The 13,917-nt window shown below is 32.9% G+C and carries 18 protein-coding genes; 9 read left to right on the top strand and 9 right to left on the bottom strand.

Going from position 1 to position 13,917, the window contains the following annotated elements:
• Positions 1 to 8: 8 nt before the first annotated feature.
• The 6 genes from H9636_RS01395 (at position 9) to H9636_RS01370 (ending at position 3,157) form a co-directional block, all read left to right on the top strand.
• Positions 9 to 572, top strand: coding sequence for a hypothetical protein (locus tag H9636_RS01395; protein WP_191705853.1), 564 nt, complete (start codon positions 9 to 11; stop codon positions 570 to 572).
• Between the two features lie 203 nt (positions 573 to 775).
• Positions 776 to 1,183, top strand: coding sequence for a hypothetical protein (locus H9636_RS01390; protein WP_191705852.1), 408 nt, complete (start codon positions 776 to 778; stop codon positions 1,181 to 1,183).
• A 157-nt stretch (positions 1,184 to 1,340) separates the two neighbouring features.
• Positions 1,341 to 1,802 carry a hypothetical protein gene (locus H9636_RS01385; protein WP_191705851.1) on the top strand — a complete coding sequence of 154 codons (462 nt, stop codon included), beginning with the start codon at positions 1,341 to 1,343 and terminating at the stop codon, positions 1,800 to 1,802.
• An 83-nt stretch (positions 1,803 to 1,885) separates the two neighbouring features.
• Positions 1,886 to 2,044, top strand: a complete 159-nt coding sequence (locus H9636_RS01380; RefSeq protein WP_191705850.1) for a hypothetical protein — start codon at positions 1,886 to 1,888, stop codon at positions 2,042 to 2,044.
• 108 nt (positions 2,045 to 2,152) lie between these two features.
• Positions 2,153 to 2,347, top strand: coding sequence for a hypothetical protein (locus H9636_RS01375; RefSeq protein ID WP_225230009.1), 195 nt, complete (start codon positions 2,153 to 2,155; stop codon positions 2,345 to 2,347).
• Between the two features lie 198 nt (positions 2,348 to 2,545).
• Entirely contained in the window at positions 2,546 to 3,157 is a 612-nt protein-coding gene (locus H9636_RS01370) for a Type 1 glutamine amidotransferase-like domain-containing protein (protein ID WP_318240979.1), read from the top strand.
• A 216-nt stretch (positions 3,158 to 3,373) separates the two neighbouring features.
• On the opposite strand, the gene H9636_RS01365 is transcribed toward H9636_RS01370, so the two are convergent.
• The gene (locus H9636_RS01365) at positions 3,374 to 3,931 is read right to left on the bottom strand and encodes a flavodoxin family protein (RefSeq protein ID WP_191705849.1); all 558 of its coding nucleotides are present in this window, start codon (positions 3,929 to 3,931) and stop codon (positions 3,374 to 3,376) included.
• A 112-nt stretch (positions 3,932 to 4,043) separates the two neighbouring features.
• Between H9636_RS01365 and H9636_RS01360 the strand changes: the two genes are divergently transcribed.
• Positions 4,044 to 4,940: a LysR family transcriptional regulator gene (locus tag H9636_RS01360; RefSeq protein WP_191705848.1), complete on the top strand. Its 897-nt coding sequence runs from the start codon at positions 4,044 to 4,046 to the stop codon at positions 4,938 to 4,940.
• Positions 4,941 to 5,091: 151 nt separating this feature from the next.
• Here the strand turns inward: H9636_RS01360 and H9636_RS01355 are convergent, their stop codons facing one another.
• A complete protein-coding gene (locus H9636_RS01355) occupies positions 5,092 to 5,661 on the bottom strand; it encodes a DUF6434 domain-containing protein (protein ID WP_191705847.1) in 570 nt (189 codons plus the stop codon).
• A gap of 127 nt (positions 5,662 to 5,788) precedes the next feature.
• Positions 5,789 to 6,370, bottom strand: a complete 582-nt coding sequence (locus H9636_RS01350; RefSeq protein WP_191705846.1) for a TetR/AcrR family transcriptional regulator — start codon at positions 6,368 to 6,370, stop codon at positions 5,789 to 5,791.
• A 207-nt stretch (positions 6,371 to 6,577) separates the two neighbouring features.
• Between H9636_RS01350 and H9636_RS01345 the strand changes: the two genes are divergently transcribed.
• A complete protein-coding gene (locus tag H9636_RS01345) occupies positions 6,578 to 7,312 on the top strand; it encodes a glucose 1-dehydrogenase (protein WP_191705845.1) in 735 nt (244 codons plus the stop codon).
• 257 nt (positions 7,313 to 7,569) lie between these two features.
• Here the strand turns inward: H9636_RS01345 and H9636_RS01340 are convergent, their stop codons facing one another.
• From H9636_RS01340 to H9636_RS01330, 3 genes are all read right to left on the bottom strand, one after another.
• Entirely contained in the window at positions 7,570 to 7,983 is a 414-nt protein-coding gene (locus H9636_RS01340) for a hypothetical protein (RefSeq protein ID WP_191705844.1), read from the bottom strand.
• Positions 7,984 to 8,255: 272 nt separating this feature from the next.
• Positions 8,256 to 9,119 carry an AraC family transcriptional regulator gene (locus H9636_RS01335; protein ID WP_191705843.1) on the bottom strand — a complete coding sequence of 288 codons (864 nt, stop codon included), beginning with the start codon at positions 9,117 to 9,119 and terminating at the stop codon, positions 8,256 to 8,258.
• 206 nt (positions 9,120 to 9,325) lie between these two features.
• Positions 9,326 to 10,279, bottom strand: a complete 954-nt coding sequence (locus tag H9636_RS01330) for an alpha/beta hydrolase (RefSeq protein ID WP_191705842.1) — start codon at positions 10,277 to 10,279, stop codon at positions 9,326 to 9,328.
• 258 nt (positions 10,280 to 10,537) lie between these two features.
• On the opposite strand from H9636_RS01330, the gene H9636_RS01325 reads away from it, so the two are divergent.
• Positions 10,538 to 10,789, top strand: coding sequence for a YqkE family protein (locus H9636_RS01325; RefSeq protein WP_191705841.1), 252 nt, complete (start codon positions 10,538 to 10,540; stop codon positions 10,787 to 10,789).
• A gap of 89 nt (positions 10,790 to 10,878) precedes the next feature.
• On the opposite strand, the gene H9636_RS01320 is transcribed toward H9636_RS01325, so the two are convergent.
• From H9636_RS01320 to H9636_RS19420, 3 genes are all read right to left on the bottom strand, one after another.
• Complete coding sequence (locus tag H9636_RS01320; RefSeq protein WP_191705840.1) at positions 10,879 to 10,980, bottom strand: IS3 family transposase; 102 nt, start codon at positions 10,978 to 10,980, stop codon at positions 10,879 to 10,881.
• 10 nt (positions 10,981 to 10,990) lie between these two features.
• On the bottom strand, positions 10,991 to 13,333 hold the full coding sequence (gene helD / locus H9636_RS01315; RefSeq protein WP_191705930.1) for an RNA polymerase recycling motor HelD: 2,343 nt from the start codon (positions 13,331 to 13,333) through the stop codon (positions 10,991 to 10,993).
• A 313-nt stretch (positions 13,334 to 13,646) separates the two neighbouring features.
• Positions 13,647 to 13,730, bottom strand: coding sequence for an IS3 family transposase (locus tag H9636_RS19420; protein WP_404817732.1), 84 nt, complete (start codon positions 13,728 to 13,730; stop codon positions 13,647 to 13,649).
• Positions 13,731 to 13,917: the final 187 nt, after the last annotated feature.

Below are 13,917 nucleotides of genomic sequence, written 5' to 3'. Positions count from 1 at the left end.
GATTCAAAATGCAAAAAACGATTCCTCTTATATTGTTGTTTGCTGTCTTCTTTTATGGAACAAATCATGAAACGGTATATTCCAAAAATGATTCTCCTCAACCGATGGAAGAAATTTATCCTGAAATAGGGTACAAAACGGTAGAAGGTGCAACAAAGGATTTTGAAAAACATTTTAAAAAAGAACTGAAACTGCCCCTCAGAGTGCCGCCCATCAGTTTTACCCATCAATTTGGAAGATTTTCTAATTTGAGTGGTGAAATGAACGACCATTTTGAAATAACGATGATCAGTGATCAATTCGCCCAACATCATTACAAAATTATAGTTCGGTCAATCAAGTACAAAGTTTCTTTTGATAAGTATATTTCAGAAGTCTTTAAGTTGAAAAATGGTAGTGAAGCAGCATATATTGAAGATCCGAATATTGGGTTTAATTTATTAGTTTTTGAAAGAGATGGTTGGCAATATGTTTTAAGTATAGATTCAGATGTGGTTGATAAAGTGGCGGCAGAAGTACTTGTACAAATTGCAAACTCTATAGATTATACAACGAAAGCAGAATCGTTCTAAGGAAAAAATAAAACTTGTATATTAAACTGAGTTATCTCTATGTTTATAGTAGTAATTAGAATATTCATTAAAAGGGTGTTGATCCAAGGGTCAGCGCCTTTTTTATGGGATAAAGAAAATGAAAAAGTAATTGAATGTTATGTGTAAAATATTGGAACTTATTTTGCATTTAATCGTAAGATGAAAGGGGGAGGTTTTGATTTATGAAAGAATGGTCTTATTATTGCTGGAAAATTATATGGGTCATTGGTTTATTTTTACTAACAATCCTTAGTTTTGATATTGAAAATCAAATTAAAGATAGTTCACAGTTTAATTATACTCCTGTATACTGGTCTAAATTTATAATTTACTTCATTTGGGGTATGTACTTATCACTTATTTTAATCAAAAAATGGTCTATTAAATTTAATTTTCCGTTGTTTATTTGCGTTTTCGTTCCATGTTTTTTCTTTTCGTTAATTGTCCCGATATCAGCTGCCTTTTCGATTTCAGTGCCATTTTTAGGGGTATGGTTTTTAAAAGTGATTCATTCTGGCATGATTGAAATTGTTGCAGGCTTAACATTCATGTTAAGTATTTTTCAAAATGGAAAAAATGAAAACGATTAGTTTATTTAACAAAAAATGGTAATTTTTAAGTTTATATTGGATTAAAATCAGAAGGGAATTCTACCTCTAAAAACTTAGCCACTTAAGAAGACAGAGAGACAAAGGATTGCCAAAAGCTATTAACTAGTTCAACAATTGATATAGGATGTGATAACGATTGACTGAAATTACTTTTTTAGCATCTTCGAAACCTTTTAAAATACCAGAGGAAATAGAAGAAAATAATAATATAACTGTGTTTGAAAGAGAGGAAGACGTTCTCTTTTTTTCAGTTCAAGAAATAGATAATGAATGGAAAAATTCAGTTGAAGGTTTATTCTCTTTGCCATATATCTATGAAGCTTACGGAGTGGGTAATCATTTATTTCTCACCTATTTAGCAAAATATATGGAAGTAGGGGATGTAATCGAAATCTATAATGTCCCAAGTCAAAGTGATTTTGATCAGTATCGACGTGATATGGAAGAACGACCTGAGCCAATTGAGGTCAATGTAGAAAGATATACTTATAGAAACGTCTATGGTTTGTTTCAATTAAATCCAAAAAAATGGTTAGAAGAACTTAGCCATCGCAATTACATATCCCATCATGGAGTCACAACATTCGTTAAGTATTAATTTTATTTGAAAACATATGAATTCTTTTTGAATTTATTTGTTTGCATAATAATTCGATGACTAGATTTTAAAGGGGACATAAAATGAGTAAAAAAAATGATGCGGAAAAAGAAGCTCAATTAGATTTTGAAAAAAGACTATCAGATCCGGGAAAACCAAGAAAGTTATCTAAAGAGGAAGTTGAAAAGTTGCGAAAAGAAGGAAAGACATTCTTCAAATTCTCTTTAAACTTAAGCAAGTAGAATCCAAAATGTACAAATAAAATGGACATTGTGTCTAACTCCCTAAAGATAACCGTTTAAGAAAAAGGAAATCAAATTGTTCGGATACTTTTTGTAGAGGAAGATTAAATGATGAAACTTTGGTTATACACTCGAAAAAGAGTTAAAATTGAGTTTAAAGATGGTGATGTTTTAACTGGCTTTATAAGAGACTATATAGATCAAGAAGATACAGATTATGATGAATTACATTTTAAACCTGACGGTCAAGAGGACTTCTTTGTGGGAGAACTAGAAATAAAGTCAATTGAGATAATTGAATAAAAGCACTTAACTTTAAAAGGTTAAGTGCTTTTATTTTGCATAATCGTCGCTATACAAAAATAAAATGAATTCATTTAAATAGTACGCTGTTTTCGTAAAGAATGTTGTTTTATGATGAAAATTTCTGATTCTCTATTTTATCTGGTAAAATAAGGATACATTTAATACGAAATAGAGAATAAAATGGGGTTGATTATAGTGAAATTGTTACTAACCTCCAATGGTTTTTACAATGATGCTATCAAAGAGAAATTTTTAAAACTCATTAAGGGCAAACCTAACGAACTGGATGTTGCTATTATCACAACTGCATCGCCACAAAAGGATAATAATAGGTTTGCTCAGAAAGCAAAAGAGGACTTTAAGGATATGGGATTTCAAAACATCGATTTCATTGATATAGAGTTTGATAACCCAAAAAGTCTTGCACATAAAGATGTCATATACATCAATGGTGGTAATCCATTTAATTTGTTATTTCATACTAAACAGAATGGGGCAGATAGTGTCTTTCGAGATTTAGTGAACAAAAATGTTGTTATTGTAGGTGTAAGTGCTGGTGCTGTTCTACTTGGTCCAAACATTAAAGTCGTTCATTTCTTCACACCGCAAATGAATACATTAAACACTAAGGATTTTTCTGCATTAGGCTTAACGGACAAACTTGTTTTTCCTCACTATGACCGAGAAGATTTGTTCAAGGATAGTACAAACAATACAATTGAAGATAGACTAAAAGAATTTGAAATACTTGAAGGGTGCCAAGTTACAAGATTAAAGGATGATGAATATATCACAATAGAAAAGTAAATTATTGACCTCTACTTAGAGGTTTTTTATCTTGCACTTCTTCTAAACATCTCAACTGTCATATAGTTAGATTAATGGACAGCACTACAACGCTAATTGTTCTGTTCTTGATAGGTCACTAAAATCACGATAAACGTGTCTCCAAATATCCGAACACCTCCATAAACGGCATTATATCAGCCTATTAAACAGCGAAATAACTTTGCCTACATATTTCTACATAGAAGTTTCTAACTGATGAAGCCATTTATTTAATAATTTGCTTTCATTCATTGCTTTTTCGTCTAATAAAACATCCCCAGGGCGGTTTCCTTCTGCAATTAAGTACTGATCAAAGGACATACCTAAGAAGTCGAAAATATATTGAAATTGTTGAATCATAGGTAGTCCTTTTATACGTGGTTCGTCTCCTCCAACAGCTAACACAATCACTTTTACATGTTGTAAATGCTCCTTAAAATTCGGAAAACGTTCATCTCGAATCGCCTGACTAAAACGGTCAATCATAACCTTCATTGTGCCTGACATGCTGTACCAATAAATTGGTGTACTGAAAATTAAAACGTCACTTTTTAAAATTTGATGGATAATAAAGTCATAGTCATCATCTTGAATTGAAAAGCCATTTAAATCGTGTCGTTTATCTTCAATGGGAACAATATTCAAATTTTGCAATCGAATTTCTTCATAGGAAAACCCCTTTACTACTTCCTTTGCCAACAGTTCACTATTGCCATTATTTCTCGAGCTTCCAAAAAATACGGTAATATTCATCTAAAAACTCCCTTTCTATTTATCTAAAAGAAGTTTATAGTAAAATAAATCATTTAAAAAGCTGAATAATTCGATGAAAACAATCGAAAAAAACGATTAAGGAGTTTTTTGTATGGATATAAAGCAATTGCAAACTTTTTTAGTTGCTTCTGAAACGTTAAATTTTACCCAAACAGCAAAGCAATTAGGCTATGCCCAATCAAGTATTACAGCCCAAATTAAAGCATTGGAAGAAGAAATAGGGGTTGAATTATTTGAAAGATTAGGGAAGAAACTAATCCTGACCGTTTCAGGAAAAGAATTTCAAGTGTATGCTACAAAAATGGTGAACCTTCACCTTGAGATGATGGAGGAAGTAACAGGTTTAGGAGAAAAGTATTTAAAAATTACTATTGGTGCTCAAGAGAGTCAATGTACTTACCGCTTACCTGCTATTCTAGCTGAGTTAAAGAAGAAGTATCCGAAAATACAGGTCATCTTTAAACCAGTCCATACGAGAGAAATTGCACAGGAAATGATTCATCGAGGAGAGTTAGATTTTGCGCTTATTACAGACACTTTCAAATCGTTGCCAACACTTGAAATAAAGCCCCTTGTACAGGAAGAAATTATATTTGTTACATCATCTTCAACTGCAAAAGAAGGGGATTCAACGGATTTTTTAACGGATCTCTCCAACCAGACCTTACTTTTAACAGAACAAGGTTGCTCCTATCGTAACCAATTGGAAAATATGTTAACGATGCAAAATATTTATCCTAAACAAGTAATCGAGTTCGTAAGCATTGAGGCTATTAAACAATGTACAATAGCTGGATTAGGTATTAGCTACTTACCGAAAATGGTCGTTGAACAAGAATTAGAGAAGGGTACATTAAAAGCATTAACTTCGGGTATCCAACTTGAGTCTATTTTTACTCAACTAGCTTGGCATAAAGATAAGAAGATGGAGGACCATTTTAAGTATTTTATTGAATTAACACGATTTTATTATCGTGAACTGATTTAAAAAGAATATTACTATTTACCGATAGATTATAAAATCTGTCGGTTTTTTAATATAACAACATGGAGAAATTAGTTTTTTGTTAGAGACATCCGAGTTAATGAAAAAAGCTTGAGCCCGAAACAGGATCGGATTCAAACTTTTGGTTTCTTTGCTAATGATGTTGTTCATATTTGTTGTTACCGGGAAGTTTCTTAATGTTATTCCATGCTTCAATCGCTTGTTTAAGACTTTTCCCTTGATTTTTCGGGTCTTCAAAAAAGTCGTGAATAAATCGATTGTATTCAAATTGAGGTGCAATTACTTTTTTATATGAGGGATCTTTCCTTCGTATTTCTTCCTCATACCAAGCATTTACTACATCCTGATAGGTTTTGCCTACATTATTTTTAAAAAAGTTTTGAATATATGTAGAAAAATGGAACTTCGGAATGACTGTTTTGAAAAAGGTCCTCACCTCTTGACTACATCGATGATTTTCTGTAATGACGGTATTTAAATTTAATTTTGTACTTTGTTCATTCTTTTTATTTGTACTCGATTTTCTATTAGGCTTTTTAATTTCTCCTGTCTGAAGAAATGTTTCAATTCGATGGGAAAGTTCAAATTTTGAACCTGTTGAACTTAGTCCATTTTCTCTACAAAAGTTTTGTAACTCTTCTTTTAACCAATAGTAATCTTTAAAACTTTGAATGCTAATATCCTTTGCTAAATTAGGTCTCACCAATTCACCTCCCCAATATGTCTATATCCAGTTTAGAACACTTGTTCCTATAAATCAAAGTAATCTTAAAACTAAAAAAGAATCGAAACGATTAGGAAATAGGAGGTAGCATGTGGATAAGCAATGATTATTCCTTTTTAACGATCGCCTCACCTATTGTTGTGGAGTATAGGAAGGATAATCTTTTGGCCATTTCTTCGGGGGAACTTTCGAACCCCTCTTTAATCCAATAAATAAATAATCCTAATAAGGCATATGTTTTGTACAAGTTAATTGCCTCAATATCAAACCAAATTTCATCCTTTAATGTTAAATCCGTTCTACTAATAGTTGAAATTGTTTCACAAAAATGATTTTGGGAACCCGGTATGACTTCACCCATTAACATGAGGGAAAACACAAATTGATTTTCATATACAAATTCAAAGATTGGAATATTTCTTGAATAATCAGATAAGGAAAATGATTTTTTCCCTTTAAAACTTTCTTTATAATGTTGTGCCAGTTCATTTAAATAATCTTGAAAAATATCTGCTAAAAGCTGCGTACTGTTTTCATAGTGGGAATAAAAGGTTACTCGGTTACAGCGGGCAGATTTAGATATTTCAGTAATCGATATATCTTTAAAGTTCTTTTCCTTTAATAGCTCCATCATCGCTTTCTTTAAATTGTTTCGAGTTCTTATAATTCGGCGATCTTCACTAGCCATTTTAATACCACCTTGTCAAATACCTTCTTTTTAAAATTATATCATGAAATAATAGTCTGTTTTTTGAAAAAGTGTTCGTTCCTTTTGACTTCCTATCAAAATTCTGTTAATTTACATTTGTAGTATAAATATTTTCTATTAAATGACTTAATGATTTGATAGAACCGATAACACAGTTATCGAAAGCCAAAAGGGAGGACTACACAAATGAATCGTTTAGAAGGTAAAGTTGCAATTATTTCAGGGGCTGCTCAAGGAATGGGGGAATCCCACGCACGACGCTTTATAGCAGAAGGCGCGAAAGTGATTATTACAGATTTAAATGAAGAAAAAGGAATGGCTTTAGCAAATGAGTTAGGAGAAAATGCTTTATTTGTAAAACAGAATGTTACAAAGGCAGATGATTGGGCAACTGTTGTTGCAAAAGCGGAAGAAAAATTTGGTCCAGTCAACATTTTAGTAAACAATGCTGGTATTACGATGGCAAAATCCATCCTTGAAACTTCCGAAGAAGAATACCGTCGTATTGTTGATATTAATCAAGTATCAGTTTTTTTAGGGATGAAGACGATTATTCCATCTATGCAAAAAGCAGGTGGTGGTTCAATTGTTAACATTTCTTCGATTAACGGTATTGTTGGTGGAGCTATTGGGTATACAGATACAAAATTTGCAGTTCGCGGTATAACAAAAGCAGCAGCGATGGAATGTTCCCATTATGGCATTCGAGTTAACTCGGTACACCCAGGTGTAATCGCTACTCCAATGGTAATTCAAGAGGACACAAAAGCTGCTGTAGAAGAGTTTTCTAAACAGATTCCATTAAAACGAGTCGCCCAACCAGAGGAAGTAACAAACCTTGTTCTTTATTTAGCTTCTGATGAATCAAGTTATTCTACAGGTTCTGAATTCATCGTTGATGGTGGAATCACGGCACTTTAATTCTTTCTATGCACCAATTTATATGAATGATTGTCTTTTAAATAGTAGGCACTCCTTTTTAAAAAAGGAGTGCCTACTATTTCTCCAATTGAAACATTTACCCTCTAAAGTGTGAAATGTCGCTAGAAACAAACCGTATAACGTGTATTCCAATACGAAAAATTTTTAACTACTGCTGAACATTCAGTAGCTGGTAAAATAATGTCAACAAGCTGTAATATAAGGTGTTTTCTTATTGACATAAAGTTCAAATCGTTCTATAACTGTTCAATTTTTGATTGATTACTAAAAAGACTTAAAATAAGTGTCATTCCTGAAACAATGCCGAACACTTCGAAAGTAGAGATTTGTATGATCCAATAATGAATTGATTTTCCTAAAGTAATCATGATGGGGGAAAAAATTGAAATGAATAAACAAGGAATTGATACACCCCATAATAAAGTTGGATTTATATTCAGTGACCATTTTTTTACGAAAATAAGAGAAATATAGATTCCTAATATAATCGAATCCATTAAGTTAACCCAAAATATTAGACTGAAAATATATGTTGAATCTACGTAACTTCGGACTTGTGTCTCCAAATTTAAAATTATTAATGATAAAATAATCAATCCGATAACCCATAGCAACTTCCATAAAAAAGTAGACCATTTAAACTTTTTCAATGTAGGGCTCCTTTTTGATCCGACTTTCTTCTCAATTCACCACAAATTCCTAATTAGTTAAAAATTCCAAAAGGAATGAATCCTAGAAAAATATAATCGTGGTTGTAGCTAAAAATAAGAAATCGTATGTTCGTATTAAACGGAAAAATAAATTGGGATGGAGCAAATAATTGATCTGTTATTTCAAAAACCAGTTAGTCTTTTTACTAACTGGTTTGGATTTAGATTTAATGGACTAAACTTTTGTGAATTTTACCATTCTATGTTTTACGCTACTTCTTTTCTTTTACTGGAATCCATATTTCACTATATACATTTTCTGAAGAATTATTATGCTTTATAAAAGAAATTCCTGGAATATCTGCTACTTCATAACCGGAAGATGGTAACCATTCAGCATATATTTTTGCATGGGTATCCTGGAATGTAGACGGGAATGGTCCGTGATTAGGGAAAATTGCCCAAAGGCTTTCGTCGATAGAAATTTGCTCTAAATCATCGAATGGATTTTCTTTTGTTGTTGCAAACCCTATCATATGCGTTAAATAGCCTGTTTCTTCTAAAAAACCATCATCAAAATCATACGATACATTCAACACTTGATAGGGGTATAGGTCAGCTAATTGATGCATTTCATTTCGTTGTTGTTCAGTGATTGATTGGGCTAGTTCTAAGATTGCCTTATTTTCACCTTCGAATTGAATAGGCACCCTTTTCGATACGCCAACAATATTGAAATTCTCCTTCTTTTCAATTTTAAATTCCATTGAGATTCCTCCCTTTATATCGATAATGAATGTAAATTTGGGAAAGGATTTTTGAATTTTGTTCTTTATTACTTCAGAAGGTAAGAATCCACTCCATTCACGAAAGGCTCTTGAAAATCCCTCTATCGATTGAAAACCATATTTATAAGCAATATCAGTTACCCTTGCTCCGTTAATTAATTCAGCATTTGCAACAGATAATCTCCTATTTTTGATATAGTCTTTTAATGACATGCCAGCCATATAAGAGAACATTCTTTTAAAATGATAATCAGATAGCCCTACAATTTTTGATATCTCTTCTCCAGATATCTCTTCCGTTAAATGTGTTTCAATGTAGTCCATTAAATGATTAAATTTTTCAATCATCTATTTTCCCTCCTTTACAATTACATCTTATCGATCATATTTAGGATTGACTCGACATTTTATATACGGAATATATCGGATAACAATCAAACATAAAAAGGGAGGTATATAAGAAAGTAGTCGAATACATCCAAAACAAAATCTGCCCCAACTAATGAAGAGGGCAGATTTTAATATTTTGTATGGAAGTTCGGCTTCCAACTTATTCATGATATGTCTTTTTCAATATATTCCAAATTTACATAAACATATTTTTGTAAAAATTCTAATACTGTTTCTTCATACTCTTTTGAGTTTTGATTAAAGGATTGGGCGTGAGCACCTTTTTCAAATAACTTTAACATTTTCGGTTCTTCTTTTTCTTCATACATTTCTTCGGTCATATAAGGCAAAATAAAATCATCCTCTAGACTATGGATAAAAAGTATCGGTGATTGAATATTTTTAACTGCTTCCTTCGGTGTGATGCTTTTTAATGTATAGCCATCACGCATTTTTAAAAAAATGTTTGCTAAATGGATTGGAATTTTCGTTCGTAAAATCGTTTCTTTTTTTAATATATATGATATAAGCTCGGAAAAATTGGAAAATCCACAATCTGCTATATAAAAGTCTGCACCGTCTTCAACTAGACCAGCATATAAAATCATACTTGCTGCCCCCATTGATTCACCATGTATTCCAATAATGGCATCTTCACCAACAATCGATTTCACCGTTTGGACGACCGCAGCAATATCAAATTTTTCATAATAACCATAACTAGTCGTTTTCCCTCCTGAATCACCGTGACGTCGATGATCAAATACGAAGGAATTATAACCAAGTCGTTCAAACATGCGAGCATATTTTACTGAATTAATTTTGTTTTCTGTAACACCATGACAGATGATAATCGTGTTTTTCGTTTCAAGCGGTTGAAAGAAAATGCCTTTTATCGGATATCCATTAGGAGAGTCAATACTTAATTCTTCTTTTGGACATTGATTGAACCAATTTACATCAAAACGTTGTGCTTTTAATTCACGATCGAAAATAAAATTTGCGTCTTTATTTTTAATATACATCAGTCGATTGGAAGCAGCGAAGCCGAAAATGGTAGTTGCAGTGGAAAGAATGGTGGTGATAATACTTGAAACCCAAAAGAATTTTCGTTTCATTAAAAACACCTCGATTCATTAATAGTAGTATTATTCTTTATTCTGTCAATATTCACGGTTATATGACGAAAAGGAAAGAAATTTATTTAGCTCTTACTTCCGTTGAATTCAATGTGTGGAAAATATCTTTCTTACTATCCTACGCAACGATATTTGTTTAAGTTCGTGACAAAAAGGAGAATGATTTAGATGAAAGAGTTTTTTTCAAAATCATGATAAACTAATATATAAATATGAAATTGCTAGTAGGTGAATAGAATGGCGAAAAAGAAAAAAACAGTATCTTCAGTACAACTGTCCAAAAATGAAGAGACATTAACATTACAAGATCAATTAAACGGTGATGTGTTAGCAAAATTAAAAGCAACGAAGAAAAATTTAGTAGAAGAAGAGCAGGCTAAAGAAGAAGAACGTCAAGCGCAGTTAGCCTTTGAAAGAAAACAGCGGGAAAAAAATATGTCTTTTGAAGAATTACTTGAGAAATATGGAGATCAAGGGTCGAAGTTTTAGTTACACAACTTCCTCAAACTAAATAAAAACAGTATAAGGTAATGAACTGCGCCCTAAATTTTGGGCAGTTTAATAAAAGTAACCTTGCTTTAAGCGACGAAAAGATGACTTCGGTATTCTACCGGAGTCATCATTTTTAAATTCCATTGTCGTCTTAATGCATTATAAAAACTCAAATAATCATTAACCATATGATTGAATTCATTCCATCAATTCAATGAAACCATCTTGCAATACCTTCTCCAAAAAGGGACTAGGTTCCCCTACACTGTATAACTGTAAATAATGCATCGCTCTAGTGCAAGCTGTGTAGAAAACTCGACGTAAGCTCTCATCACCGTATACTTCCTCCGATGCGTCATAGATAATAACTGCGTCGAATTCGATTCCTTTGGACAAATAGGATGGAATGACAATAACCCCTTGTTCATATTCTGTTGAGCCTTTTCTCAACAACTTAATATTATCAATACTCGATAAGGCTTCGTATGCACGCTCACTTTCTTCAGCTGATTTACATATGATAGCGATACTATTATATTGAAGCTTTTGTAAAGCCTCTACCTTGAATGTAATACAACTGTGCAATCCGGCGTGATTGGATATTCGAGTCAATACAGGTTTTTCGCCTTCCCGTTCAAAAGGGATAATGTGTTCGCCGTTCGGCACTAGTCTGCGTGTAAATTCAATAATCGGTTTTGTGGATCGATAACTTCGAGTCATATTAATGATCTCTGTTTCAGCCTCTCCATAAATACTAGAAAGTGTTTGGAAATCGTTCATTTGACTAGCATGGGTGAATATTGCTTGATTAAAATCACCAAGCACTGTCACTTTTGCAGCGGGAAATAATCGCTTTATAAACTCAAATTGAAATGGTGAATAATCCTGTGCTTCATCAACAAGTATGTGTTTGATTGACCGATTCGTTTGAAAGCCCAGAATTAGTTCTTTTATAAGTAAGAACGGTGTAGCATCTTCGTAAGAGAGCTTTCCACCATCAAGTGTTTCCAGCGTCTTTTGACAAATAGTCTCCCATTCTGTAGGCAATTCTCCATCAAACCATTTTTTAATAGTCATCGAATCAGCAAATAAATTTCTATATATCCCCTGAATATCAATGAAATGATACGCCTTGATTCTTCTTCGTAAAGGCTGCAATTTTTGTCGAACAATTAAGCGGGCAAGTGCTTTGGGTTCCAGTTCATAGTCGGAAAGTGAATCTCTTTTGAATCCCTTTTTTTCAGCTAAGTAGGTATATGCCTTATGAAATTCCTCGTTACTAAGCAGTTCAATTTCTTCTTCTACCCATTCCTTACTCGATTCATTCTTCACTACTTCATTTAATTGCTGTGATAACCAATTCTTCAACTTCTCAAGTCTGTTATGGAATCGATTCGAGGTGTCACTACTATAAAATCTTTCCGCGATTTGTTCAGCAGTAACAATCGGCATTCCCCGGAAGATGATATCTCTAAATACCATTCCGGATAATTCTAATGACTTCCTATATAAGTCGATTACTTCGAAAAAGCGAACAGACGCTTTAAATCGGATGCTCGCAACTCGTGCTTTATAGACGTGAGAATCCTCTACAGTTAAAATGTATTCCAATTGTTCGAAGGGATTTTCAACTTCGAAGTCATTACTCAATCGATTGTTTAGGTAGTCTTGAAAAGTGACCTGTTGCATATTCTCTTCACCGAGCTCCGGAAGTACATTAGATACATAACTGTTAAACAATGAATTAGGTGAAAATAGGATAATTTGATCAGCCTTTAACCTATCACGATACTTATAAAGCAAGTAAGCAATCCGCTGAAGTGCAGCAGATGTTTTTCCACTTCCAGCTGCTCCATGAACAATCAACAGTTTTCCACTATCATGACGAATGATTCGATTTTGCTCTTGTTGAATGGTCGCTACAATATTGTGCATCTTTTTGTCAGAACCTTTACCTAGTACTTGCTGTAAAATCTCGTCTCCAATAGTGAGGCTAGTATCAAACATAGATTGAAGAATCCCATGACGAATAAGGTACTGCCATTTTTTCTCCAATATTCCATGGATGATGCCTCCTGGTGTTTTATACTGAGCTTGCCCTGGTTGATAATCATAGTAGACGCTCGAAATAGGTGCCCTCCAGTCGTAGATAAGAAAATCATCTCCGCTTTTATCTGTAAGTGAAGAAATTCCAATGTAGATTTGTTCTGGAGTTGATGTTCCTTCTTCGATAAAATCAATTCGTCCGAAGTAGGGAATATCCTGCATACGTCGCAGCGTTGACAATCTCTTCGATGCATGTCTTTGGGTGCTTTCGTTCACAGACAAATTTTGTGCCTCTTGTCTCAATCCAATAATGGTCTCAAGATAATCGTCGAAGGTATCCGTATTCACCTTTACTTCATCCCAAAAGTGCCTGCGAATATTCACCACTTCATTCTGCCGCCGTGAAGTTTCTTCCTCCATTTCACGAATTCGATCAGCAATGATTTGCATGATACGATCAACTCGTTGTTGTTCATGACGAACATTTAAATTCATAGCAAACACTCCTTTAAAAAGGTTGACTAATCGTTAAATATATCTTATAATTATATTGGGTACATATACATTAAATGCAATTAAAAGATATATAACTTTATAAATTTATCATATATTTTCACTTTTTTCAATGTGTCCTTCTTATTACTGATACAATTCGAGTTCATATCCATAATGTATGATAAATTTCCCATCTGTACATACATTCATTCATAGGATGGATCAAAATTTACTCCTAAAACATTTAATAGGAACAAGTTATTCTGAAACTTCGTTCTAAATTTTGGACAGTTTAAAAAAGTTTCCTTGCTGCTTAAAAGGTGATTAGATGACTTCGATATTTTACCGGAGTCATCTTTTTTAAATTCCATTGTTGTCTTGACGCATTTACCTCGATACTTTAGATAATTTATATCGTTTGAAAATCCTTTTCCCAGTTCATGTTGTGTAAAACCTGATTTAATAAATTTGGTAATGTCTTATGTTCTTTTAGTCGCTTTTGCATTAGTTTATACGGGTTTTGCACTGTGGATTTTCGCAAAAAAATGATTTGTCTAATATAATAGTCTCCGAATTTCTTTGGA

This window comes from Ureibacillus galli, assembly GCF_014836845.1.
Taxonomy (GTDB): Bacteria; Bacillota; Bacilli; order Bacillales_A; family Planococcaceae; genus Ureibacillus; species Ureibacillus galli.
The sequence above is the reverse complement of the archived record's forward strand: the minus strand, read 5'-3'. Positions and strand labels throughout refer to the sequence as shown.

Coding starts and splice junctions, on each gene's coding strand:
- H9636_RS01395 (WP_191705853.1), top strand. CDS start 9: ATGCAAAAAACGATTCCTCTTATATTGTTGTTTGCTGTCTTCTTTTAT.
- H9636_RS01380 (WP_191705850.1), top strand. CDS start 1,886: ATGAGTAAAAAAAATGATGCGGAAAAAGAAGCTCAATTAGATTTTGAA.
- H9636_RS01320 (WP_191705840.1), bottom strand. CDS start 10,980: ATGGTTAATGATTATTTGAGTTTTTATAATGCATTAAGACGACAATGG.
- H9636_RS01345 (WP_191705845.1), top strand. CDS start 6,578: ATGAATCGTTTAGAAGGTAAAGTTGCAATTATTTCAGGGGCTGCTCAA.
- H9636_RS01325 (WP_191705841.1), top strand. CDS start 10,538: ATGGCGAAAAAGAAAAAAACAGTATCTTCAGTACAACTGTCCAAAAAT.
- H9636_RS01350 (WP_191705846.1), bottom strand. CDS start 6,370: ATGGCTAGTGAAGATCGCCGAATTATAAGAACTCGAAACAATTTAAAG.
- H9636_RS01360 (WP_191705848.1), top strand. CDS start 4,044: ATGGATATAAAGCAATTGCAAACTTTTTTAGTTGCTTCTGAAACGTTA.
- H9636_RS01335 (WP_191705843.1), bottom strand. CDS start 9,119: ATGATTGAAAAATTTAATCATTTAATGGACTACATTGAAACACATTTA.
- H9636_RS01390 (WP_191705852.1), top strand. CDS start 776: ATGAAAGAATGGTCTTATTATTGCTGGAAAATTATATGGGTCATTGGT.
- H9636_RS01365 (WP_191705849.1), bottom strand. CDS start 3,931: ATGAATATTACCGTATTTTTTGGAAGCTCGAGAAATAATGGCAATAGT.
- H9636_RS01330 (WP_191705842.1), bottom strand. CDS start 10,279: ATGAAACGAAAATTCTTTTGGGTTTCAAGTATTATCACCACCATTCTT.
- H9636_RS01375 (WP_225230009.1), top strand. CDS start 2,153: ATGATGAAACTTTGGTTATACACTCGAAAAAGAGTTAAAATTGAGTTT.
- helD (WP_191705930.1), bottom strand. CDS start 13,333: ATGAATTTAAATGTTCGTCATGAACAACAACGAGTTGATCGTATCATG.